At 70.8% G+C, this 23,487-nt stretch carries 23 protein-coding genes; 17 read left to right on the forward strand and 6 right to left on the reverse strand.

The features are described 5' to 3' along the window. Positions 1–109 precede the first annotated feature (109 nt). Positions 110–634: a protein-tyrosine phosphatase family protein gene (locus O7608_RS19385; RefSeq protein WP_289205939.1), complete on the forward strand. Its 525-nt coding sequence runs from the start codon at positions 110–112 to the stop codon at positions 632–634. Here the strand turns inward: O7608_RS19385 and O7608_RS19390 are convergent. Next, on the reverse strand, positions 619–1,563 hold the full coding sequence (locus O7608_RS19390; protein ID WP_289205940.1) for an acyltransferase domain-containing protein: 945 nt from the start codon (positions 1,561–1,563) through the stop codon (positions 619–621). The two genes, O7608_RS19385 and O7608_RS19390, sit on opposite strands and share 16 nt — an antisense overlap. 189 nt (positions 1,564–1,752) lie before the next feature. Here O7608_RS19390 and O7608_RS19395 point away from each other — a divergent pair, with 189 nt between their 5' ends. Further along, positions 1,753–2,388 carry a TetR/AcrR family transcriptional regulator gene (locus O7608_RS19395; RefSeq protein ID WP_289205941.1) on the forward strand — a complete coding sequence of 212 codons (636 nt, stop codon included), beginning with the start codon at positions 1,753–1,755 and terminating at the stop codon, positions 2,386–2,388. Between the two features lie 15 nt (positions 2,389–2,403). On the opposite strand, the gene O7608_RS19400 is transcribed toward O7608_RS19395, so the two are convergent. Beyond that, positions 2,404–3,594, reverse strand: a complete 1,191-nt coding sequence (locus O7608_RS19400) for an acyl-CoA dehydrogenase family protein (RefSeq protein ID WP_289205942.1) — start codon at positions 3,592–3,594, stop codon at positions 2,404–2,406. A gap of 111 nt (positions 3,595–3,705) precedes the next feature. Here O7608_RS19400 and O7608_RS19405 point away from each other — a divergent pair, with 111 nt between their 5' ends. Beyond that, positions 3,706–4,197, forward strand: a complete 492-nt coding sequence (locus O7608_RS19405; RefSeq protein WP_289205943.1) for a MaoC family dehydratase — start codon at positions 3,706–3,708, stop codon at positions 4,195–4,197. Between the two features lie 14 nt (positions 4,198–4,211). On the opposite strand, the gene O7608_RS19410 is transcribed toward O7608_RS19405, so the two are convergent. The 3 genes from O7608_RS19410 to O7608_RS19420 are packed head-to-tail and all read right to left on the reverse strand — an operon-like array spanning position 4,212 to position 6,275. Continuing rightward, complete coding sequence (locus tag O7608_RS19410) at positions 4,212–4,727, reverse strand: flavin reductase family protein (protein WP_289205944.1); 516 nt, start codon at positions 4,725–4,727, stop codon at positions 4,212–4,214. 4 nt (positions 4,728–4,731) lie between these two features. Beyond that, the gene (locus O7608_RS19415) at positions 4,732–5,541 is read right to left on the reverse strand and encodes a VOC family protein (RefSeq protein WP_289205945.1); all 810 of its coding nucleotides are present in this window, start codon (positions 5,539–5,541) and stop codon (positions 4,732–4,734) included. Further along, positions 5,538–6,275 carry an enoyl-CoA hydratase/isomerase family protein gene (locus tag O7608_RS19420; protein WP_289205946.1) on the reverse strand — a complete coding sequence of 246 codons (738 nt, stop codon included), beginning with the start codon at positions 6,273–6,275 and terminating at the stop codon, positions 5,538–5,540. Before O7608_RS19420 ends, O7608_RS19415 begins: the two co-directional genes overlap by 4 nt. A 198-nt stretch (positions 6,276–6,473) precedes the next feature. Here O7608_RS19420 and O7608_RS19425 point away from each other — a divergent pair, with 198 nt between their 5' ends. Genes O7608_RS19425 through O7608_RS19475 form a run of 11 tightly spaced genes read left to right on the forward strand, consistent with a single transcriptional unit; the run spans position 6,474 to position 18,604 of the window. Further along, a complete protein-coding gene (locus tag O7608_RS19425; protein ID WP_289205947.1) occupies positions 6,474–7,991 on the forward strand; it encodes an ABC transporter substrate-binding protein in 1,518 nt (505 codons plus the stop codon). A 2-nt stretch (positions 7,992–7,993) separates the two neighbouring features. Next, the gene (locus tag O7608_RS19430) at positions 7,994–8,833 is read left to right on the forward strand and encodes an ABC transporter ATP-binding protein (protein WP_289205948.1); all 840 of its coding nucleotides are present in this window, start codon (positions 7,994–7,996) and stop codon (positions 8,831–8,833) included. Next, on the forward strand, positions 8,830–9,753 hold the full coding sequence (locus O7608_RS19435) for an ABC transporter permease (protein ID WP_289205949.1): 924 nt from the start codon (positions 8,830–8,832) through the stop codon (positions 9,751–9,753). The genes O7608_RS19430 and O7608_RS19435 overlap by 4 nt, the downstream gene beginning before the upstream one ends. A gap of 5 nt (positions 9,754–9,758) precedes the next feature. Further along, entirely contained in the window at positions 9,759–10,646 is an 888-nt protein-coding gene (locus tag O7608_RS19440) for an ABC transporter permease (protein ID WP_289205950.1), read from the forward strand. Continuing rightward, entirely contained in the window at positions 10,643–11,434 is a 792-nt protein-coding gene (locus O7608_RS19445) for an ABC transporter ATP-binding protein (protein WP_289205951.1), read from the forward strand. The genes O7608_RS19440 and O7608_RS19445 overlap by 4 nt, the downstream gene beginning before the upstream one ends. A 14-nt stretch (positions 11,435–11,448) precedes the next feature. Next, positions 11,449–12,861 (forward strand): hypothetical protein, encoded by a 1,413-nt coding sequence (locus tag O7608_RS19450; protein ID WP_289205952.1) that lies wholly within the window; start codon positions 11,449–11,451, stop codon positions 12,859–12,861. Further along, a complete protein-coding gene (locus tag O7608_RS19455; RefSeq protein ID WP_289205953.1) occupies positions 12,861–14,045 on the forward strand; it encodes an acetyl-CoA acetyltransferase in 1,185 nt (394 codons plus the stop codon). The genes O7608_RS19450 and O7608_RS19455 overlap by 1 nt, the downstream gene beginning before the upstream one ends. Beyond that, positions 14,042–14,962 (forward strand): SDR family NAD(P)-dependent oxidoreductase, encoded by a 921-nt coding sequence (locus O7608_RS19460; protein WP_289205954.1) that lies wholly within the window; start codon positions 14,042–14,044, stop codon positions 14,960–14,962. Before O7608_RS19455 ends, O7608_RS19460 begins: the two co-directional genes overlap by 4 nt. A gap of 29 nt (positions 14,963–14,991) precedes the next feature. Continuing rightward, complete coding sequence (locus tag O7608_RS19465; protein ID WP_289205955.1) at positions 14,992–15,480, forward strand: VOC family protein; 489 nt, start codon at positions 14,992–14,994, stop codon at positions 15,478–15,480. Further along, the gene (locus O7608_RS19470; RefSeq protein ID WP_289205956.1) at positions 15,480–17,003 is read left to right on the forward strand and encodes a class I adenylate-forming enzyme family protein; all 1,524 of its coding nucleotides are present in this window, start codon (positions 15,480–15,482) and stop codon (positions 17,001–17,003) included. Before O7608_RS19465 ends, O7608_RS19470 begins: the two co-directional genes overlap by 1 nt. Next, entirely contained in the window at positions 17,000–18,604 is a 1,605-nt protein-coding gene (locus O7608_RS19475; RefSeq protein WP_289205957.1) for a class I adenylate-forming enzyme family protein, read from the forward strand. Before O7608_RS19470 ends, O7608_RS19475 begins: the two co-directional genes overlap by 4 nt. Before the next feature lie 3 nt (positions 18,605–18,607). Here O7608_RS19475 and O7608_RS19480 read toward each other — a convergent pair whose 3' ends face one another. After that, on the reverse strand, positions 18,608–19,594 hold the full coding sequence (locus tag O7608_RS19480; RefSeq protein WP_289205958.1) for an MBL fold metallo-hydrolase: 987 nt from the start codon (positions 19,592–19,594) through the stop codon (positions 18,608–18,610). 69 nt (positions 19,595–19,663) lie between these two features. Between O7608_RS19480 and O7608_RS19485 the strand changes: the two genes are divergently transcribed. Genes O7608_RS19485 through O7608_RS19495 form a run of 3 tightly spaced genes read left to right on the forward strand, consistent with a single transcriptional unit; the run spans position 19,664 to position 23,477 of the window. Beyond that, positions 19,664–21,211 (forward strand): AMP-binding protein, encoded by a 1,548-nt coding sequence (locus tag O7608_RS19485; RefSeq protein ID WP_289205959.1) that lies wholly within the window; start codon positions 19,664–19,666, stop codon positions 21,209–21,211. 39 nt (positions 21,212–21,250) lie between these two features. Continuing rightward, a complete protein-coding gene (locus O7608_RS19490) occupies positions 21,251–22,402 on the forward strand; it encodes an acyl-CoA dehydrogenase family protein (protein WP_289205960.1) in 1,152 nt (383 codons plus the stop codon). A 13-nt stretch (positions 22,403–22,415) separates the two neighbouring features. Further along, entirely contained in the window at positions 22,416–23,477 is a 1,062-nt protein-coding gene (locus tag O7608_RS19495; protein ID WP_289205961.1) for an acyl-CoA dehydrogenase family protein, read from the forward strand. Positions 23,478–23,487: the final 10 nt, after the last annotated feature.

The raw sequence follows: 23,487 nt of genomic DNA on the forward strand, positions 1-23,487 counted from the left end.
CGCGTGATCGACCGGCGCGGACCGGAGTCGTCCACAGCCGTCCGGTTCCGACAGCCACGTTGCTGCCAGAACCGGACGGCTGCGCTCTCTGCGGCGGAAGGATCATCCATTGCCGGCACCGACCCTGTTCCCGATACCGGCGCCGGCCCCGGCGCGGCTGAGCATCATGGCGCGACCGCGCGGCGGCGACTGGCTCGACGACGAGTTGCGCGCCGTCCGGGCCGCCGACATCGACATTCTGGTCTGCCTGCTCACCTCGGCCGAGCGCGACGAGCTCGCCCTGACCGACGAGGCAGGGGCGGCGACCCGGGCCGGGCTGGAGTTCCACGCCTGGGCGATCGCCGACTTCGGCGTGCCGGACCATCAGGCCATCCGACCGCTGCTCGACCTGCTCGCCACCGCACTGCGCACCGGCCGGCACGTCGCGGTGCACTGCCGCGCCGGTATCGGCCGGTCCTCGCTGATCGCCGCCGCCCTGCTCACCCGGCTCGGGATCGACACCGAACAGGCATGGAACGTCATTGCCCGCGCGCGGGGAGTGCCCGTGCCGGAGACCGCCCAGCAGCGGCGTTGGCCGTCGGCTGCCCGGCACACCGGTCGCGGTCAGATCGGGAGCGGTCAGATCGGGAACTGACCGCGACGCCACTGCCAGTGCCGGCCGGCGGTGAGATGGTCGATGACCGCGCGCTGCAGCAGCGTGCGGCGCGGCAGCGCGTCCAGCGGCGTGGCCAGCGTACGGAACACGAACCGCAGGATCTCGACGTCGGCGTCCGGCCCGTCGGACTCCACGTAGGGCTCCAGCTCGAACCGGCGCTGGAATCTGACGATGTTGGAGTCCGCCGGCAGGTACTCCCGCAGTTGCGGGTCGAGCAGCCACGACCCGCAGGCGAACGCGGTGTACCGCTCGTCGGGAAAGTGGCGGGGGAAGAACGCCCGCGCCGCGTCGAGCGACGTGTCGACCGCCGCCGGAGTCAACGGCCCCGCGTCGGGAACGTGCAGGTCGATGGCGGTGTCCCCGCGCTGGTGCTGCAGCCGGCCCAGCTCGTAGAGGCCGCCTCGCGCGTGCAACGTCAGCCAGGCCTGCATGACCGGCCAGCCCTCGCCGTGCATCCGCCGGTCGAGTGCGAGGTTGCGACCCAGGTCCGCCAAGGTTGCCCAGGACAGGTCATCGGCGATGCCGTGGTCGCGGTGGTACGCCCGGACCACGTCGACCATCGCCAGGTACGCGTAGACGTAGAGATGCCGCCAGGCGGGTCCCCGCTCGCGCGGCAGCTCCGGCCCGGGCGGTAGCCAACCGTAGCCGCCCAGGTCGGCCCGGACCAGGGCGGTCGACCGGTCGAGCAGCCAGCGCAGCTCGTCTGTCCATAGTGAAGAGTCGAGATCGGGCCAGCCGGCCATGATCTCGGCGGCGTCGTCCGGCCGTACCGTGAGCCGGTCGAGGACCGCGGCCGCGTCGGCTCTGGCCGGCGGTGGCGCCGCCGGCCAGTCGCCGGCGAGTCGGTGTACGCGGTCGACCTCCGCGACGGGCACCCCGAGCCGATCGGCGATCTCGTTCAGATCCACGGTACCGACGCTACCGGTGAACGGGGCGTCGGTGACAGGTCAGGTGACTGGCCCGGCCCCGTTGCGCGCCGTACTCTGACGTCCGGAGATCCCGGCACGTCCGATCAGGTAGGGTCCCCGCGACTAACCTTCCGACTGGGCGGTAGGATTTCGTGGGCGCTGAGGAGAAGCCGGAAGCGGAGGCCACAGATGGCTCGTGCGATATCCAACCGCCCGGGGGCGGCCCGACGCCGGCAGCGCTGGGCGGACGGCTACGACCCGGAGAACACCCGCAAGTCGTTGATCGCCAGCGCGTTGGAGCTGTTCGAGCGTCGTGGGTTCGACCGGACGTCGGTGCAGGAGATCGCCGACCAGGCCGGGCTTACGAAAGGTGCTTTCTACCATCACTTCGAGAGCAAGGACGACCTGCTGCGGCACATCCAGGAGGAGTACCTGGAGGCGCAGCTGTCCGCGATCCAGCAGATCGAGTCGGACAACGACGACCCGAAGGCGCGGGTGGCGGAGCTCATCCGGTTCAGCCTGACCAGCGTGGCCGAGTACCGCGCCCACGTGACGATCTTCTATCAGGAACGACGGTATCTCGCCGGCGACATGTTCGCCGAGGTCAGCCGTAAGCGTGACCTGGTGGAAGCAGCCTTCGCGGCGATGATCCAGGACGGCATCGCCCGTGGGGTCTTCCGTACGGACGTGGACGCGCGGATCGTCACCTTCGGTCTCGTGGGGATGTGCGCCTGGGCGTACCAGTGGCTCAACGTCGACGGCCCGCTCAGCATCGACGAAGTCGCGCGCCAGTTCAGCGTGATGGTGCTCGACGGTCTCTGCTGAGTCGGTCCGGGGCGGTTAGCCGGCCAGCAGCGTGCGGGCCATCACGATGCGTTGCACCTGGTTGGTGCCCTCGTAGATCTGGGTGATCTTCGCGTCGCGCATCATCCGTTCCACCGGGAAGTCGCGGGTGTAGCCGTAGCCACCGAGCAGCTGGACCGCGTCGGTGGTGATCTTCATGGCTGCGTCGGAGGCGAAGCACTTCGCGGCCGCGCCGAAGTAGGTGAGATCCGGCTCGTCGCGTTCGGACTTGCCGGCTGCCACGTACGTCAGCTGTCGAGCGGCCTCCAGAGTCATACCCATGTCGGCGAGGATGAACTGGACGCCCTGGAAGTCGGCGATCGATCGGCCGAACTGCTGGCGCTGTCGGACGTATCCAAGTGCATGGTCGAGGGCGCCCTGGGCGATACCCAGCGCCTGGGCGGCGATGGTGACGCGGGTGTGGTCCAGGGTCCGCATCGCCGTCGCGAAGCCCGTTCCCGGTGCGCCGATGATCCGGTGGTCCGGGATGCGGACGTTGTCGAGGTACACCTCGCGGGTCGGGGATCCCTTGATGCCGAGCTTCCTCTCCGGTGCGCCGAAACTGACGCCCGGATCGGATCGCTCCACCACGAACGCGGAGATCCCGCGTGCGCGGGCCGTCGGGTCGGTGACGGCGAAGACCGTGTAGTACTCGCTCAGCCCGGCGTTGGTGATCCAGCGCTTGACTCCGTTGAGCACCCAGGTGTCGCCGTCGCGTTCGGCGCGGGTCCGCATGCCGGCCGCGTCGCTGCCGGCGTCCGGCTCGGACAGGCAGTAGGAGAACATCGCCTCGCCGCGGGCCACCGGCGGAAGGTACCGCTGTTTGAGGTGCTCGTCGGCGGCGAGCAGCAGCGGCATGGTGCCGAGCTTGTTGCCGGCCGGGATCAGCGAGGAGGTGGCGCACGCCCGGGCGACCTCTTCGATGACGATCGCGGTGGCGAGGGCGTCCGCACCGGCCCCGCCGTACCGGACCGGGACGTGCGGGGCGTGGAAGTCGGCCGCCCGTAACGCGTCGTAGGAGGCCCCGGGAAACTCGGCCGTCTCGTCGGCGACGGCTGCGTGCGGGGCGACCTTGTCGTCGCACACCGCGCGTACGGCGTCCCGTACGGTCTTGTGCTCCTCGGGCAGCTGGTAGGCCTCGAACACCTGCGACCTCCTCGTCCGGCATCGTGGCAGCAAGAATACCATCCGGTCGGAATGTTGGTATCCTCGTGCTGGCTCCGGTCGCCCACGGCAGGTGCAGTGTGTCGGCGGGGGGGTCCGTGGCTCTCGTCCGACGATCTGAGGAGTGACCTGACCGTGCGAACCGCGTCGCGTACGACCGTAGGTGTCCCGAGCGATCTGCTTGACCTCGTCGGTAGAGAACTGGGGGTCAGCGAACCGCAGGTGGTGACCCAACCACAGATCGACCAGTTCGCGGAGGTCACCGGGGACCATCAGTGGATCCATGTCGACGTCGAGCGGGCGCGGTCCGGGCCGTTCGGGACGACGATCGTGCACGGTTTCCTGACGCTGGCGCTCGTGCCACGCCTGCTCGCGGACATCCTCGAGGTGCGGACCTTCTCGATGGGGGTCAACTACGGCCTCGACCGCGTCCGTTTCGTCACACCGTTGCCACCCGGCGTACCGGTCCAAGGGGTCGCGACACTGGTGTCCGCCCGGGCGATCGACGCCGTACCCGGTGCCGGTGCCGGTGCCGGCGTGCAGGCCAAGGCGTCGGTGGCGGTCGAGTTCGCGGACGGGTCGACACCCTGCTGCGTGGCGGAGATCCTGTTCCGGTACTACGCCTGAGCCGCGTCGACGGCTCACTCGGTCGTGGCGCTCGACGGGTTGACGAACTGGCCCCGGTAGAACGACAACGCCGGTACGTTCGTCGGCTTCAGGTGCACGTGGTCGACATCGAGCAGGATGATCACGTGATCGCCGCTGGTGATCACGTGGTCGCGGCGGCCGGCGAGGATCGCCGGTGTGCCGGTCAGCACCGGGACACCGTCCGGACCGGGTGCCCAGGAGACCCCGGCGAGTTTCTCGGTGCCGGTGAGTCCCGAGGTGGCGAACCGGCGCGCCACGTCCTCCTGGTCACGGCTGAGGATGTGGATGGCGATCCGTTCGGCGGCCACGAGGGTCGCGAAGCTGGACGAGGAGCTGGTGACGCAGAACAGCACCTTCGCGGGCTGGAGCGATACCGAGGTGAACGAGTTGACGGTCAGCGCGGCCACGTTGCCCTGCGCGGTAACGGCGGTGACGGCGGTGACGCCGGTGGGGAAGTGCCCGCACACCTGGCGGAACTGGGTGGAGTCGAACAAGGGCTCGGCCGTCACCGGGTCACCGCCTGGGGGAGGAGTCGTGCCCGGGGCGAAGTCCGCCGTCGAGCTGGATGAGGCAGAGCGTGTGACCACCGGGATCCTTCACCAGGTGCAGCGGTCCGTACGGGCTGTCGACCGGGCCGACGGTCGGCGTCCCGCCGAGCGCGCAGACCTGGGTCAGCGCCTGGGGAAGGCAGGCCACGGCGAAGTAGGTGATCCATTTCGCCGGGATCAGATTCGGCCATTCGTTGTCGAGGGCGAGGACGCCGGCGACCGCGACGTCGTCGAGCATCAGCAGGGTGTACGGCCGGGAGGTCGGCGTGTCGCCGGTGCGGCGGGTGGCGTAGCCGAACAGGGACCGGTAGTAGGTCACCGACTCGGCGGGCTCCCCGGTGTCCAGCTCGTTCCAGCACAGTGCGCCGACCGAGTTGAGCATCTGGACGCCGGAGCGTGACTCGCCCTGGTAGAGGCCGAACGCGGCGCCGAACGGATCGATGACCACGGCGCCCGTACCGGCGGCCGGCAGGTAACGCGGACGGGTGACGAGCTCGCCGCCGAGCGCGACCGCCCGGGCGGCGGAGTGGCTGACGTCGTCGACCGCGAAGTAGACGATCCAGCCCCGGGGGCGACCGCCGTGCAGGGCGGCGGCGTTCGAGATGCCGGCCACGTCGCGCCCGTCGATGCCGCACATCCGGTACGTGGTGGCCCCGAGCCGTTCGGAGCGGACCGTCCAGCCCAGCAGTGCGCGGTAGAAGGGTTCGACCTTGTCCGGATCGGGGGTGGACAACTCCACCCAGACGGCCTCGCCGGGCCGGAATCGCCTGTTCATCCGGACGCTCCTCGGGTGGTGACGCTGGCGACGATGCTGTGGGCCGAGACGTCGTAGGCATGATCGGGAGCGCCGGTGGCCAAACTGGACTCGACGACCTCGACCACCGCCCGTAGCGTGCGGCCGGGTACGGCGAGCAGCGACTCGACCAGGGCCTCGACCGCACGGTCGAGGCCGTCGTCGGCGACGACTCCGGCGACCAGTCCCCAGGCGAGGAGTTGGTCGGCCGTCGCCGTGGCGACTCCGGTCAGCAGGTGGTAGGCCAGTGAACGAGGGAGCACCTGGGCGATGGTGTGGCCGACGCCAGCGGGGGCGAAACCGTAGCGGGCCTCGGGCAGCGACAGGCTGGCGCTGGCGGCGGCGATCGGCAGGTGCACGGCGTCGAGCAGGCCGGCGCCGAAGCCGATCACGCGTCCCCGTACCGGGGCGACGACCGGCACCGGAAGCCGCCGGATCCGCCGTAACGCGGCGTCACTGGCGCGCAGGCCGTCGGCGACCGCCTCGGGCGACCTGTCGGCCAGTCCGGCGAACGCCGAGGTGTCCCAGCCGCCGCAGAAGTGCCGTCCGGCCATCTCGAGGTGGACGACCGTGCAGGCGTCGTCGGCCGCGGCGGCCTCCAGCGCGCGGACGAGTTCGCCCAGCGTCGCGTCGTCGAGGCAGTTGCCGCGGGCCGCGTTGTCGTAACGCACCTGGATGAGGCGTCCGTTGTGTCGTGGCGTGAGGGTGAGGTCCACCCGGCCGATCATACATACCGGTCGGTATGAAAACAACGTCCCTGGTCGGCTGGGCTTTGTCATGCGAATGTCATAGTCGAGATACCTGGTGGAACCGTTGACTTGATACCGGCTGGTCGGTACTTTGTGGCCAACGTCACCGGCGCGTCACGCGGTGGCATGAACGGGTCCATCGCTGTGAAGGACACCCCGATGATCATGAAATCCCCGCTCCTGCGGCGGTCCCTCGTGGCGGCCGCCACCATCACCGTCGCAAGCGTCAGCCTCACCGCCTGCGGTGGCACTGATTCCACCGAGACCGGACAATCCGGCCCGACTGTCATCCGCGCGCTGCTCGCGGCCCAGCCAGCCACCCTCGACCCGATCGTCGGGGCACGCTCCGCCCAGATCGTCTGGGCCACGATGCTCGAACCGTTGATCGACACCGACTCCGCCCTCGCCCCGACCGACACCGGCCTCATCACCGACTGGGCCCGTACCGACGCGACGACCTGGACGTTCACGGTCCGCCCCGACATCAGCTTCAGCAACGGCGAAAAGGCCGACGCCGCCGCGGTCGCGAACACCATCACCCTCACCCGTGACACCGAGGCGTCGCCGCTGAAGTCCTACTTCAGCAACGTCACCTCCATCGAGGCCACCGACGACACGACCGTCGTGCTCACCACCGGGACGCCGCAGTACAACATTCCCGATCTGCTCACCACGGTCTACCTGGTGCCGCCGGCCTACTACCAGGAGCAGGGATCCGAGGGCTTCGCCGCGGCGCCGGTCGGCACCGGGCCGTACGTGTGGGCCGGCGCCAACGCGGGTCGCGACATCTCGGTCACCACGAACTCCGACTACTGGGGCGAGGCGCCGGCGAACGGCGGCATCACCTTCACCTGGGCCAACGAAGCCGCGCAACGTCTTGCGTTGATCCAGAGCAACAGCGTCGACATCGCCTTCGACCTCCCACCGGCTCAGGCGCAGACAGCCGAGGCGGCCGGCGTCGAGGTGGTCAGCACCGAGACCGCGATGAAGATCATCGCCTTCCTCGACTCGACCAAGGAACCGTTCGACGACCCGCAGTTGCGCGAGGCCGCCGCCCTGGCCATCGACCGCGACGCGATCGTCAGCGGCATCTTCGACGGCCAGGCCGCCGCCGATGCGGGCCTGCTCAACGTCCGGCCCGGCCAGCAGCCGCAGGACAGTGTCACCGCCGATCCGGCGAGGGCCGAACAACTCGTCGGGGACGCGACCCCGGCCGTGCAGATCACCTACCCGGCGGCGCAGTACACCAACATCGAAGAGGTCGCCCAGGCCGTCGGCGGCAGCCTCGAACAGGCCGGCTTCGCCGTTTCCTACGAGCCGCTGGACTACGGAACGTTGGTCCAACGGATCATCGGACGTCAGGTTCCCGGTATCGCCATCTTCGCCGGGGTTCCCAACGTCGCGGTGCCGGACTACTTCGTCAGCGGATTCATGAAGACCGCGTCGCTGACCGGCAACTGTCCCGACCCACAGATCGACCAACTCGCCCAGCAGGCCCTCGAACAGGACAGCGCCGAACAGGCCGCTCCCATCTACGAGCAGCTCAACACCATCGGAGTGGTCGAAAAGCACTGCTATGTCCCCCTCTACCGGCAGATCTTCAACTACGCGACCGGTCCCGGTGTCACCGGCGTCGAGTTCGGTCCGCTGAACACCGTGGACTTCACGAAGACGACCCGCTGACGATGGCCGAGGTAGTGCAGGCGGGGGTGCCGGGTGACCGGCACTCCCGCACCCCGGACACCGACACCGCCGTACTGGTGGTCGACGACCTGGTGGTCGAACACCGCGACCGCCGCACGGGGACGGCCCTGCGCGCCGTCGACGGTGTGTCGTTGCGGATCGGCGCGGGCGAGAGCGTCGCCGTCGTCGGCGAGTCGGGATCCGGCAAGACGACCCTCGCGATGGCGGCGACCGGGCTGGGCGCCCGTGGCGTCGGGACCATCAGACTCCTCGGGCACGAACTCTCCTCGACCGGTCGGGCGCAGCTGCGGCGGCTGCGACCCGAGGTGCAGGTGGTGTTCCAGGATCCGCACGGGTCGCTCGACCCCCGGCAGTCGGTGCGCTCCGGGCTACGGGAACTCCGCGGGCTGCAACCGGCGCGCACCTCCTGGATCAGCGACACCGACCTGCTCGACCGGGTCCGGCTCGCGCCGCAGATCCTGGACCGCTTCCCGCACCAGCTCTCCGGTGGCCAGGCCCAGCGGGTCTGCATCGCACGGGCGCTACTCATGCGGCCACGGCTGATCGTCGCCGACGAGCCGACCTCCGGTCTCGACGTCTCGGTGCAGGCCGACGTGCTGGAGCTGCTGACCGAGATCCGCCGCAGCACCGGCGCGGCACTGTTGATGATCAGCCACGATCTCGCCGTCGTCCGGTCCGTCTGCGATCTTGTGCACGTCATGTGCCACGGCCGTGTCGTCGAGTCCGGGCCCTGCGAGAAGGTCTTCGTCACCCCGGAGCACGACTACACGCGCGAACTGCTCGCCGCGATGCCCGGCGCGCGCTGGAGGTCCCGCCGATGAAGACCACCACGGTACGGCGCGTCGGCAGCCGGCTCGCGTCACTGCTCGCCTCGCTGCTCATCGCGCTCAGCCTGGCCTTCGCACTCGGCCGGCTCTCCGGCGATCCGACCGTTGCCATTCTCGGCCCGATGGCCACCCCGGAGCAGCGTGACGCACTGCGCCACGAACTCGGTCTCGACCTGCCGCTGGCCGTGCAGTACCTCGACTACCTCAAGGGCATCCTCACCGGTGACCTCGGTCAGTCGCTGCAGTTCTATCAGGCAAACACCACGCTGATCGCCGACCGGTTGCCGTTCACCCTGCAACTGGTCGCCGCCGGGATGGCGCTCGCCGTACTCGTCGGCGTGCCGCTCGGAGTGCTGGCCGCGACCCGGGAGGGCACCTGGTGGGACCGCGCCGCGTCGACCCTCGCCCTGCTCGGCCAGTCGGTGCCCGTCTTCTGGTTCGGCATGATGCTGGTGGCGCTGTTCGCCGTCAACCTTGGCTGGTTGCCCGCCGGCCAGTCCGGCACCGCACGACATCTGATCCTGCCCGCCGTCACCATGTCGGTGTACCCGATGGCGCAGATCGCCCGGCTCACCCGGGCGTCGATGGCTGAGGCGCTGGCCGAGCCGTACATCGACTCCGCCCGGGCCCGAGGACTGCGCGGGCGACAGGTCGTCTGGCGGCACGCGTTCAAGAACGCAATGATGCCGATCCTGACCATCGTCGTACTGCAGACCGGCATCCTGCTCTCCGGCGCGGTCGCGATCGAGTACGTCTACTCCTGGCCAGGTCTCGGTCAGCTCGCGCTGCAGGCCATCCAGTTCCGTGACTTTCCGCTCGTCCAGGCGATCGTCGTCTTCGGTGCCCTGACGTTCGTCCTGCTGAACCTGGTCGTCGACGTGATCCATTCCGCGGTCGACCCGAGGGTGAGGTGACGGCCATGAGCAGATCAGATCTCCACCCGGCGCCGACGACGCAAGCGCCCCGACGCCCGGTACGGCGTGCCCGGACCTCGGTGTTCTGGCTCTCCCTGCCGCTGGTGGTGGTCGCCGGCCTGGTCCTGGTGCTGCCACTGACCGGACTGCTGCCGGAGACCGGGCAGGATCTGGCCGCGACCCGACGGCCGCCCGCCTTCCTCGACGGCGGCTCCTGGGCTCACCCGCTGGGCACCGACAAGCTCGGCCAGGACGTACTCACCCAGTTTGTCTCCGCAGGCCGGCTGACCATCCTGATCGGCCTGGTCGGCGCCCTGGTCGCGATCGGCCCCGGCACCCTGCTCGGCATGCTGGCCGGCTACTTCCGTGGCTGGGTCGACCGGGTCATCTCGGTGCTCATCGACGCCCAGTTGGCGCTGCCGTTCATCCTGGTCGCGCTCGCGATCATCTCGAACCGGGGCAGCTCCCTGCCGGTGCTGTTCCTGGTGCTGGCGCTGACCGGCTGGGCCGTCTGCGCCCGGGTCACCCGCTCGGCGACCCTGGCGATCCGGGAACGGCAGTTCGTGACCGGACTGCGGGCGGCCGGAGCGTCGGAGACGCGGATCGTCGCGCGGCACGTCCTGCCCAACCTCGCCGGAACGGTCGTCGCGCTCGGCACCCTCCAGATCGGTACGGCGATCCTGGTCGAGAGCGCGTTGAGCTTTCTCGGCCTGGGTGTGCCACCGCCGAGTGTCAGCTGGGGCTCGATGCTCGCCTCCGGTCAGGATGAGCTCAGCCAGGCCTGGTGGATCGCGCTGTTCCCCGGCCTCGCCATCACTCTGCTGGTGCTGCTGGTCAACCTGTTGGGCGACGCGCTGCTCACCCACCACGACCCACGGAAGAGGCACCGATGACCGCGCTGCTGACCGTCGCGGGCCTGACCGTCGCCGCCCGCCTGACCGGCGACGACCTGCTGCTGCTCGACGACGTGCACCTCGACGTCGGGCGTGGCCAGATCGTCGGCGTCGTCGGCGAATCCGGTAGCGGCAAGACCACCCTCGCCCGCACCGTCGTCGGGTTGCTCGAGCGCAACGTCCAGGTGAAGGACGGCGCTGTCACCCTCGCCGGCGAGGTGGTCGTGGCACCCGGGGTCGACCGGACCGACCGGGTGCGTGGCCGTGCCGTCGGCATGGTCTTCCAGGACGCGTCACGCTCGCTGAACCCGCTGATGAAGGTCCGCACCCAGCTCGCGGAGGTGCTGCGCCGGCACGTGACGGGCATCAGCCGGGCGGAGGTCGAGCGGCGTTCGGTGGAGGTCCTGGGACAGATGCGCATCAGTGACCCGGCCCGGGTGCTGAACAGCTACCCGCACCAGCTCTCCGGTGGACTGCGGCAACGGGTCGCCATCGGGCTGGCCGTCGTGACCCGTCCCTCGCTGGTGATCGCCGACGAATGCACCACCGCCCTCGACGTCACGACCCAGACCAAGGTGGTCAGCCTGTTCCGCACCCTGGTCGACGAACTCGGCATCGGCCTGCTCTTCGTCACCCACGACCTGATGCTCGCCAGCGACATCTGTGACCGGATCGCGGTGATGAGCGGCGGACGGGTCGTCGAACAGGGTGCCGCCCTGCAGGTGCTGGAGCAGCCGCAACAGGACTACACGCGGCGACTGCTCGCCGCCATCCCCTCGTGGAGCTGAAGGAGAACCGCGACATGCCTGACCAGCCCGGTGTCGACGGGTACGCGGTACACCTGCCGGCGTACGCCCTGCACGACAACAGACTCGACACGGCCGACCCGCCGCGACCCGGTGGCCCGGTACGCGGCGTCGCCGCCTTCGACGAGGACGCCGTCACCATGGCCGTCGAGGCGTTGCGCTCCGTCGCCGTCGACCATCCGGTCCGCGGCCAGGTGCTGTTCGGGACCACCAGCGCACCGTACGAGGCGAAGACCTCGGCCGGGGTGGTGCATGCCGCGCTCGGGCTCGATCCGGCCGTCGGCGCGGTCGACCTGCGTGGTCACCGCTGCGGCGCGACCGCTGTCGACCTCGTCGTCCGGTCCGGTGCGGCGGCGGTGCTGGCCGACCTGCGGACCACCCGGCCCGGGGCACCCGACGAGCTGGCCCAGGGCGACGCCGCTGCGGCGTTCGTCGGCGGCGGTACCCGCGCCGCCGCGCTGCTCGCCCGCGCCGGACACACCACCGAGATCCTGGAACGGTGGCGACTGCCCGGGGAACGTCACGACCGGGTCTGGGACGAACGGTTCACCGCTGACGTCCTGGTGACCGCGGGCCTCGACACCGCCCGGCGGGCCATGGCCGCCGCGTCCCTGGACACCGTCGACGAGGTCGTCGTCTCCTCGTCGAACGCCCGGGCCGCCGCGGCGCTGCGGCGGGCACTGCGCGGTTCCGGGGTCGACGTACGGGTCGAACGGGCCACCGGGTTCACCGGTGCCGCCCATCCCGCCCTGCTGCTTGCCGCCGCGCTCGACGAGTCGCAGCCGGGCCGGACGATTCTGCTGCTGTCAGCCACCGAAGGCGCGGACGCGTTCGTCTGGCGGGCCGGTGCGGGGGTGCGGTCGGCGCGGGCCGGGCGCTCCGTCCGCGACCAGTTGGCCGCCCGTCGGCCCGTCGGCTACGGCCGCTACCTGCGCTGGCGCGGGCTGCTGGACGTGCAGGGCCCCGCGCGGCCCGCGTCCCCGGCACCGGCCTCCCCGGCGATGTTCCGGCGCGCCGGCTGGAAGTACCGGCTCGAGGCCAGTCGGTGTGACGCCTGCGGGAACCTCACCAGCCCGCCGGGGCGGGTCTGCGCGTCCTGCGGAACCGCGTCGACGGGGCAGCCCACCGCGAAGGTCTCGCTGCGGGACAAGGTCGCCCGGGTCGTCTCCGCCACCAGGGACCATCTGACCACCATGCCGGAGCCGGAGGTCGTGATCGTCGTCGCCGACGTCGACGGCGGCGGCCGGTTGACCACGTACGCGACCGATGTCGCGCCGGACGACGTGACGGTGGGCATGCCGATGACGCCCACCTTCCGGCGACTGTGGACCACCGACTCGATCCACAACTACTTCTGGAAACTCCGGCCGGTTCCGGTGCCGGACCCGCCCGTGGAAGGACAGCACTGATGGCCAGCAGACGTATGGCCCACGACGTCGCGATCGTCGCGATGGGCTGCACCCCGTTCCGCGACCACTGGCACCGTTCCGCCGACGACCTGCTGGTCGACGCGGTGCAGGAATGTGTCGGCGCGCTGCCCGGTGCCACGCTCGACGACGTCGACGCGTTCTGGGTCGGCACCCAGGGTTCCGGCATGTCCGGGCAGACGTTGGCCCGGCCGCTGCGGCTGGTCGGCAAGCCGGTCACCCGGGTGGAGAACTACTGCGCCACCGGCTCGGAGTCGCTGCGCAACGCGGCGTTCGCGGTCGCCTCCGGGGCGTACGACATGGTGATGGCGACCGGCGTCGAGAAGCTGAAGGACTCGTCGTACTCCGGTCTGGCCGCCGCCTACCCACCTGCCGACGGCACCGACGTCGACTGGACCGCGCCCGCCGGGTTCTCCCTGCTCGCGCCCGCCTACCAGCAGGCGTACGGCGTCGGGGCGCGGGACATGCGCGACGCGCTCACCAGGGTCGCGACGAAGAACCACGCGAACGGTGTGTTGAACGAACGCGCCCAGTTCCGTAAGGCGGTCTCCGCCGAGGCCGTCGAGAACGCACCACGTGTCGCCGGTCAGCTCGGCGTCCTGGACTGCTCGGGCGTCTCCGACGGGGCCGCCGCCGCGATCCTGGTCCGCGCCGAGGACGCCTACCGGTACACCGACAAGCCGGTGTTCCTGCGGGGGATGGGGTTCGTCGCCGGCTCGGGGGCCGGGCTCGCCACCGACGGCTACGACTTCACCACCTTCCCTGAGGTGGTGCAGGCGGCGCGACAGGCCTACGACCAGGCAGGTGTCACCGACCCGGCGACGCAGATCTCGCTGGCCGAGGTGCACGACTGTTTCACCCCGACCGAGGTGGTGCTGATGGAGGACCTGGGCTTCTCCGAACGCGGCAAGGCCTGGCGGGACATTCTCGACGGCCGGTACGACCTGGGCGGCGCGTTGCCGGTCAACACCGACGGCGGGCTCAAATCGTTCGGCCACCCGATCGGCGCCACCGGGCTGCGGATGATGTTCGAGTGTTTCACCCAGCTGCGGGGTGAGGCCGGTGCCCGGCAGGTGCCCGACGCCCGGTTGGCCCTCGCACAGAACCTCGGTGGGCAGCCCGGTTCCTGTGTGGCGTTCGTCGCGGTGCTGGGGAGCCAGCGGTGAGCGCCGAGGTGCGTCTCGACGGGCAGGTCGTGATCGTCACCGGCGCCGGCAACGGGATCGGCCGGGCGCACGCCCTGCTGCTGGCCGAACGCGGTGCCCGCGTCGTCGTCAACGACCTCGGCGGGGCGGTGGACGGTTCGGGTTCCTCCGGTGCGGCGCAGCGGGTGGTCGACGAGATCCGTGCCGTCGGTGGTGTCGCGGTCGCGTCGACCGACTCGGTCGCCACCGCTGCCGGCGGGGCCGACCTCGTCGCACGGGCCGTCGACGAGTACGGGCGGATCGACGCGGTGATCCACAATGCCGGCATCCTGCGGGACGCCACGCTGGCCAAGATGCGCGAGGAGGACGTCAGCGCCGTCCTCGACGTGCACCTCGTCGGGGCGTTCCACGTGCTGCGGCCCGCGTGGCGGCAGATGGCCGAGCGGGGGTACGGGCGGATCGTGCTGACCAGCTCGTCGTCCGGGCTGTTCGGCAACTTCGGCCAGGCCAACTACGGGGCCGCCAAGGCCGGCCTGATCGGGCTGATGAACGTGCTCGCGCTGGAAGGAGCCCGCCGGGGCATCCTGGTGAACGCGATCGCACCGACCGCCGCGACCCGGATGACCGAGAACCTTCTCGGTGAGCTGGCCGACCGGTTCGACCCCCGGCACGTCGCCGCGGTGGCGACCTACCTCGCCTCCGGGCAGTGCCAGCTCAACCGGCACATCCTCACCGTCGGCGGCGGCCGGGTCGGGCGGATCTTCCTCGGCGTCACCCCTGGTTGGTACGGCGGTGCCGAGCCGGTCTCGCCGGACGACATCAGCGCGTCGATCGACGAGATCTGCCGGCTCGACGACTTCATCGTCCCCGACAGCGGCGCCGACGAGGTCGCGCTGATCCAGCGGGCCCTGTCCGGACCCGCCGGTCCAACCGCCTGAGCCGCGTCAAGAAGGGAGCCACCATGCCGGTGAGCGAGGTACACCACGTGGCCGTGACCGTCTCCGACGTCGACCGCGCCGCGGACTTCTACGAGAAGGCACTGGGCTACCGCCGGACCCTGCGGGCCGACGTCGCCGGACCCGGCATCGAGGTGTCGCTGGGCCTGCCCGCCGGCACCACCGGCCGGGTCCAGTACCTGCAGGGACCGAGCCAGATCGGCCAGCTCGAGCTCATCGAGTGGAACGGCACCGCGACCCGGACGGCGACCGGCGGGCATCTGGAACTGGGCACCTTCCTGCTCAGTTTCGCGGTGCCGCTGGCGGAGATGGACGAGCTGTACGCCCGGCTGGTCGAGCTGGGTGCGCAGTGCCTGAGCCCGCCGAACCAGGTCCTGCTCGACAACTACGGGCCGATCACCGCGTTCGCGGCCCGTGACCTCGACGGCAACCTGCTGGAGTTCGTGGCGCTGCCGTCGCGGGAGGAGATCCTGGCCCGGCGGCGGGAGGGCGGCAGCTGATGGCGACCAGCAACTTCGCCGAGACGCTGCGCCGGCAGGCGCTGCGTCGCGCCGACCGGGAGGCGCTGGTCGATTCCGACGCCCGCTGGACGTACGCCGAACTGGACGCCGACGTCGACCGGCACGCGGCGGCACTGCGCGACGCCGGCGTCGCCGACGGTGACCTGGTCGGGGTGCTCGGCCGCAACAGCGCCACCTACGTCATCGAGCTGCTGGCGCTGAGCCGCCTCGGTGCGGTCTCGGTTCCGCTGAACTGGCGGCTGCACCCCCACGAGCAGGCGTACGTCCTCGACCAGGCCGGTGTCACCGGGCTGATCTACGACGACGACTTCGCCGACGCCGCCGCCACCCTGCTGGCCACGACCGGCCTGCGGACCGCGGTGGCCAACGGCGCCCGGGTCGTCGCCGACGCCCGCCGGCTGGTCGACCTGCTCGCCGCGCAGCCGGCCGGCGTACGGGTCCCGGACGCGGAGAAGACCGCCGCCGACGTGCACCGGCTGCTCTACACCTCCGGCACCACCGCACGCCCGAAGGGCGTCATCCACACCTGCGGCAACCTGACGGCGAACCATCTGGCGCAGGTGCTCGAACTGGAGCTCACCGCAGCCGACCGGATCCTCGTCTCGGCACCGTTGTTCCATGTCAGCGGCCTGGAGGCGCCGGGCCTGGCGACGTTCGTGGCCGGCGCGACGATGGTGCTGACCCCGACGTTCAAGGCCGCCGACATCGCCCGGACCGTGGCCCGGGAGCGGATCACCGGCATGGTCCTGGCGGCGCAGATCCTCTTCGGGCTGCTCGACCGCGACGACCAGTCGGACCTGGCGTCGTTGCGTTACCTGCTCTTCGCCGGGGTCGCGCCCAGCGTCCGGCGTGAGGTGAAACGCCGGCTGCCGCACGTACGGCTGGTGGACACCTTCGGCATGACCGAGCTGTGCAACGGCGTCTGCTACCTGGACGCCGCCCACGAACAGAGCAAGGTCGGCGCGCTCGGCGCGCCGTTCCCCGGGGTGCACATCCGGATCGTCGACGAACATTTCCAGCCGGTGCCGCCCGGTGTGGAGGGGGAGATCATCGTCCGGGGCGAGAAGATCTCGCCCGGTTACTGGAACGACGACGAGGCGAACCGGCGTACCCGCCGGGACGGTTGGTTCCTGACCGGCGACGTCGGGCGGATCGACGCCGACGGCTACCTGTGGTTCGTCGACCGCCGCGCCGACCTGATCAAGTCCGGTGGGGAGAACATCGCCAGCGCCGAGGTCGAACGGGTCATCGCCGGGCATCCCGACGTCAGCGAGGTCGCCGTCGTCGGGGTGCCGGACCCGACCTGGGACGAGGTCCCGAAGGCGTACGTGATCCTGCGCGCCGAGGCGACCACCACGGCGGAGGGGATCCGCGAACACTGCCGGGCCGAACTGGCCCGGTACAAGGTGCCGAAGTATGTCCAGATCGTGACGTCGCTGCCGCGCAACGACTCCGGCAAGGTGCTCAAGAAGCAGCTGCGCGAGGCGGCGGTGACCGGATGAGTACGGCGAACGTCGCCGCGATGCTGGCCGGCAACGCCCGGCGTTTCGCCGACGCCGACGCGCTGGTCTTCGAGGGCCGGCGGTGGACCCACCGCCAGCTCGCCGCCGACGTCGAGGCCCTGGCCGCAGGTCTGACGGCCGAGGGGATCCGCCGCGACGCCCGGGTGGCGATCATCTCGAACAACGTGCCCGAGTTCCTGCTGTTGTCGCTGGCGTTGTCGAAGCTCGGTGCGGTCTTCGTGCCACTGAACTACCGGCTCACCGCGGGGGAGCTGGCCCAGTTGCTGCGGCACGCGCGGGTCCAGGCGGTCGCGACGGTCCCGGAGTTCGCCGCGTTGACCGACGCGGCGTTGACCGACGCGGCGTTGACCGACGCGGCGTTGACCGACGCCGGATCGAGTGAGCCCGTGGCCGACGTGCGCCGGTTCGCGCTGGAGCCGATCGACGACGACGGCTGGGTAGACGTGCGCGCGCTGATCTGGACCCACCGGGGTGCCCGGGTCGCCGACGCCGATCTCGACGAGGCGGCCCTGCACCGGATCGTCTACACCTCCGGTACGACCGGGCTGCCCAAGGGAGTGCTGCTCACCCACGGCAACGTGAACATGAACATGCACGCCCAGATCGTCGAGCTCGGGCTGCGGCCGAGCGACCGGATCCTCAACTTCGCACCGCTGTACCACGTCGGCGGCACCGACCTGCCGGGCTTCGGCATCTGGCATGTCGGCGGCACGATGGTGCTGCACCGGCGGTTCGAACCGGCGGCGGTGCTGCGGACGATCGAGACCGAGCGGATCACCGGCATGGTGATGGCGGCGACGATGCTCGACATGGTCCGCCGCGCGGTCGACGTCGCCGCCGCCGATCTGACCTCGGTGCGGTGGGTCATCTATTCACAGGTCACGTCGGCGTTGTTCGCCGTGGCGCGGGAGCTCTTCCCGGACGCCCGGCTGATCGAGGGCTACGGTCTCACCGAGACGTGCAGCGCCCTGACGTACCTGGACGAGGCGCACATGCGGTCCAAGCAGGGGTCGGTCGGCCTGCCCGTGCCGTGGGTCCAGGTACGGGTGGTCGACGCGGACGGCAACGACGTGCTGGTCGGCGACGACGGGGAGGTGATCGCACGCGGCCCGAAGGTGAGCCCCGGCTACCTCGACGATCCGCAGGCGACCCGGGCGGCCTGGCGCGACGGGTGGTTCCACACCGGCGACATCGGTCGCTTCGACGCCGACGGCTACCTGTACATCCGGGACCGGCTCAAGGACATGATCCGCAGCGGTGGGGAGAACATGTCCAGCGCCGAGATCGAGAACGTGCTGGCCGACCACCCGCTGGTGCTGGCCGCGTCGGTGGTGGCGGCACCGCATCCGGTGTGGCTGGAGGTCCCGGTGGCGTTCGTGATCGGCCGGCCCGGCCTGGAGCCCGAGTCGCTGATCGCACATGCCCGGCAGCGACTCGGCGGCTTCAAGGTCCCGAAGGAGATCTACGTCGTGGACGAGTTTCCGACGAATCCGTCCGGCAAGGTGCTGAAGCGCAGCCTGCGGGAGCTGCGGTCGTCGGCGCGCCCGGACTGGACGTATGACCGGCTGCGACGCGACTGACGACTACCGGTGGACGCCCGCCGTGTGCCGCAGCAGGGCCTGGGCATGGACGAGGGAGAACCGTTGGGTACCGCGGCCGAGTTCGTCCCAGGGTCTGCGCCACTGCATCCGCCGGGCGACGTCCCAGGCGGTGACCCGCCCGTCGGTCGCCAGAGCGTCGACGGTGGCGACCTCGGCACGGTGGAAGGCGGCCAGTTCGTCGGCGCGGGCCGCGACGTCGCGGTACGGGAACTGGTGGGCCGGGCAGGCAATCGTCGCGCCGAGGTCGCGGATGCCTTCCAGCGTCCGGAACAGGTCCGCCGCCGGGTCGTCGTCGGCGCGGCTGACGATCGCGAGCTGGGTGGGGCCCTCGGGCATCATCGTGTCGCCGGTGAAGACCAGGCCGCGGGTGTCGACGTAGACCGTGTGCCCGTAGGTGTGGCCCGGGGCCGGTACGGCGCGGATGGTCACGTCGCCGAACCGCAACTCGGTCTCGTCGGCCACGGCCAGGTCGATCCGCAGGTCCTCGTGGTGCGCGGTGACCGCGACCGCGTCGGCGTACATCGTCTCGACGACGTCGGGCGGGGCACCGGTCGCCGTGAGGGCGGTGCGCAGCTGGGTGAGGAAGCCACCCCTGCTCCGGCGCATGGTGGCGAAGTCGTCGGCCTGCCCCATGACCAGCCGGGCACCGGACCGGTCCCGGACCCGGGCGGCGAAGCCGATGTGGTCCGGGTGGTTGTGGGTGAGCAGGACGGTGGAGATCGTCTCGACCCGGCGGCCGATCGCGGCGACCGATCCGGTGAACGACTCCCAGCAGCTCGGGTGGTCGTAGCCGGCGTCGATGAGGACCGCGCCGTCGCCGGTGTCGACCAGGAAGACGGTGACGTAGCGCAGTGCGCTGCCGCGCAGCGGGACCGGGATCGCCCAGATCCCGTCGGTGACCTCGGTCGGGTCCGGGACCTGACGGGCGTGATAGCTGGCGGCGTGCGCGTCGTTCACAGGTCTGGACATCGTCAGACGCCTCCCTTACTGTGGAAACAACAACATACCGGATGGTCGGAATTTAACTCAAGGAGTCCGATGAGCGACGAGCGGACCGGCTTCCGGCTCTGGGCGGCCGCCGAGCCGGACCTGTGCGCGATCGTGACTGCCGACGATCGGCAGATCTCCTACGGCGAGCTGTACGCCGAGGTGAACCGGATCTCGCACGGCCTGCGTACCCGCGCGGGCCTGCGTGCCGGCGACACGGTCGCGGCGGTGATGACCAACAGCGCCGGCATGGTCGCGCTCTACCTGGCGGCGATGCAGTCGGGGCTCTACCTGGTGACGCTCAACTACCACCTGACCGAGCCGGAGATCGCCTACATCCTCGCCGACAGCGGTGCCAAGGTCGTCGTCTGCTCCGCGCGGGTGGAGCCGGTCGTCGCCGCGGCCGCCGCCGGCGTACCCGGGATCCAGGTGTACGTCGACGGAGTCCCGACCACCGGTCGCGTCCGTCCGTTGTCGCGGCTCACCGACGGCATGTCGACGGTGAGCCCGGAGCAGACCCCGGCCGGTTCGCTGATGATGTACACCTCGGGCACCACCGGCCGCCCGAAAGGGGTGAAGCGGCCGCTGGCCGGCGTCGACGCCGACACCGGCGCGTCGACCTACCGGTGGCTGTTCCAGGAGTTCGGGATGGAACGTCCCGCCTTCGGGTCCTGGCTCGTCTCGGCTCCGCTGTACCACTCCGCGAACATCACCCCCGCGATGGGTGCCCTGCACGCCGGCGGAACTATGGTCCTGATGGACGGCTGGACGCCGGAGGGTTTCCTGCGTCGGGTCCACGACCGGCGGGTCACCGGCACCAGCATGGTGCCGACCCACTTCTACCGGCTGCTGCAACTGCCCCAACAGGTTCGCGACAGCTACGACGTCTCCTCGCTGCGCTACGTCCTGCACGGCGCCGCGCCGTGCCCGCGTGAGGTCAAGCAGCGCATCCTCGACTGGTTCGGCCCGGTGGTCTACGAGTACTACGGCTCGACCGAGGTCGGTACCACCATCGCCCGCCCGCACGAGTGGCTCGCCCACCCGGGAACGGTCGGTCGCCCCGCGTCCATCTCGACGCTGCGGATCCTCGACGAGGCCGGCAACGAGGTGCCGGTCGGCCAGACCGGCATCGTGTACATGCGTCAGGGCTCCGACCAGGTCGAGTACCACAACGACCCCGGCAAGACCGACGGCGCGCGTCGCGACGGCCTGATGACCGTCTGGGACGTCGGCCACGTCGACGCCGACGGCTTCCTGTACATCACCGGCCGGGCCGCCGAACTGATCCTGGTCGGTGGGGTCAACGTCTACCCGGCCGAGATCGAGGCCGCGTTGCTCGGCCACGACTGGATCGCCGACGCCGGAGTCGTCGGCGTACCCGATCCGGAGTTCGGCGAGGTGCCGCAGGCCCACGTCGTGCTGACCGAGACCGCGCCCGACGCCGAAGCAGCGCTCGCGCAGATCCGTACCCATCTCGCCGGACGGCTGGCGAAGCCGAAGCGTCCGCATTCGTACGTCGTCCGCGAGGCGCTGCCCCGCGACCCCAACGGCAAGCTCTACAAGGCGCGGCTCACCCGTGCCCCGGAGGTGTCGGCGTGACCGCGACCCGTGAGGTGCCCGAAGACAGGGGAGCCCGGCGTGGACTTCGATGACAGCGACAGCGACCTCGCGTTCCGGCGTGCGGCCGGCAGCTGGCTCGACCAGGCGCTGCGCGACGTGCCTGATCAGGAGGAGCTGTCCCAGACCGAGCGTGAGCACTGGTCACGGGTGTGGCAGGAGCGGCTCTGCGCCGGCAACTGGGCCGGGTTGTCCTGGCCGGTCGAGCACGGCGGCCGCGGGATGGACTCGTTGGCGCAGGCGATCTTCAACGAGGAGGCCGCGGTCCGGGGCGCGCCGTACCCGCTCAACGGGGTCGGCATGATGCTGGCCGGTCCGACGATCATCGCGCACGGCAGCGACGAGCAGCAGGCCCGGTACCTGCCGGGCATCCTGCGCGGCGAGGAGTACTGGTGCCAGGGCTTCAGCGAGCCCGGCTCCGGCTCCGACCTGGCGAGTCTGCGGACGGCCGCGACCCGGGTCGACGGCGGCTGGCTGATCAACGGCACCAAGATCTGGACCTCCAACGCGCACAACGCCTCCCGGTGTCTGTTGCTGGCGCGGACCGACCCCGAGGTGGCCCGGCACCGGGGCATCACCTACTTCCTGGCTCCGATGGACCGGTTCACCGTCCGACCACTGGTGATGATCAATGGGGACACCGAGTTCAACGAGATGTTCCTCGACGACGTGTTCGTCCCCGACTCCGACGTGCTCGGCGGGCTCGGCAACGGCTGGAAGGTCGCGCTCACCACGCTCGCCTTCGAACGCGGCAGCATGGCGCTGAACCTGTGGGTGTGGGCCCGCCAGGCAGTGGACCGGGTCGTCGATCTGGCGATCGCGCGGGGCCTGGCCGACGACAGCGCCTTCGTCGACACGGTCGGCGCGTTGCAGTGCGATGCCGAGGCGGTCCGGATCGGGTCGATGCGGATGCTGGCGGAGAGTCGCGCCGGCGGCGTCCCCGGCCCGGAGACATCGGCGTTGAAGAGCCTGTGGGCCGGCGTGGTCCAGAACGCGAACCGGCTCGCGGTGCAGCTCGACGAGGCCGGCGGGGTGCTTCTCGACGGCGCCGGGGCCGCCGCCCGGATGCACCGCTACCTGCGTGCCCGCGCCCACACGATCGAGGGCGGCACGGAGGAAGTCCAGAAGTCGATCCTCGCGGAGCGGGTGCTTGACCTGCCCCGTTCACGTTGAACGGAGTGGCCGCGTGCACGCGACATTCACCCAGGAGCAGCAGGAGATCGGCGAAACCGTCGCGGCCCTCGCCAAGGCGCAGGCCGGCGCGGCGCGCGCCGCGCTGTCGACAGGTTGGCGGCCCTGCGCCGCCGACGGGCCGCTGCTGCGCGACTTCGGGCTGCTCGGCGTGCCCGAGTCGGTCGGCGGGGTCGGGTCGGCTCTGATCGACCTGCTCGTCGCCGTGGAGGTGCTCGGCGAGTACCTGGTCCCGAGCCGGTTCGCGGCCCACGCGGGCGCCGTACAGCTGCTCTGCGGCGCAGACGGGCGGACCGCGTCGTTGCCCGACGAGGTCCTCGACGGCCGCCGGGTGCTCACGTCGGCGGTCGACGTGCCGTCCACGGCCGGCTGGCCGGACCGGTCGGTGCCGGATCCGCTGGTGCGGACCCTGGTGCCGTACGCCGCCCAGGCGGACGGGTTCGTCGTCGCCGGTCCCGACGGGACCTGGGTCGCCGATGCTGCCGCGCTCGCCGAGCAGGCTCGGGTCACCGAACGGCGGTCGTTCGACCCGTCGGTGCCGCTGTCGGACGTGTCGCTGTCCGCACCGCAGCGGGTCGACCCGGTCGGCACCGGGTTGTGGCGGGCGACGCTGGTGGTCGCCGCCGAATTGTGCGGCGTCGCGCAGGGCGCGATCGGGTTGGCCGCCGAGCAGGCCCGTACCCGGGTGCAGTTCGGCCGGGTGATCGGGTCGTTCCAGGGGGTCGCGTTCCAGCTGGCCGAGGCCGCCACCGCGCGCAAGGCGGCGTGGGATCTGACGCTCTACGCGGCCTGGGCCGTCGACAACCGTCGACCGGACGCCGGGAGCCAGGTGCACGCCGCCAAGGCGGCGGCGGGAAAGGCCGCGGTCTTCGCCGCTGAGCGGGCCATCCAGGTGTACGGCGGGATGGGCATCACCATGGAGGCGGATCCGCATCTGTTCCTGCGTCGGGCGTTGGTGCTCGACGCCCGCGCCGGCCGTGGCCGGTGGCACCGTCACCGGGCCGGCACGCTTCGGATCGAGGCGCGCCGGACGGGCCCGGGACAACCCACGTACTAATGCGCTGACC

The sequence above is a fragment of the Solwaraspora sp. WMMA2056 genome (genome assembly GCF_030345095.1).
Lineage (GTDB): Bacteria > Actinomycetota > Actinomycetes > Mycobacteriales > Micromonosporaceae > Micromonospora_E.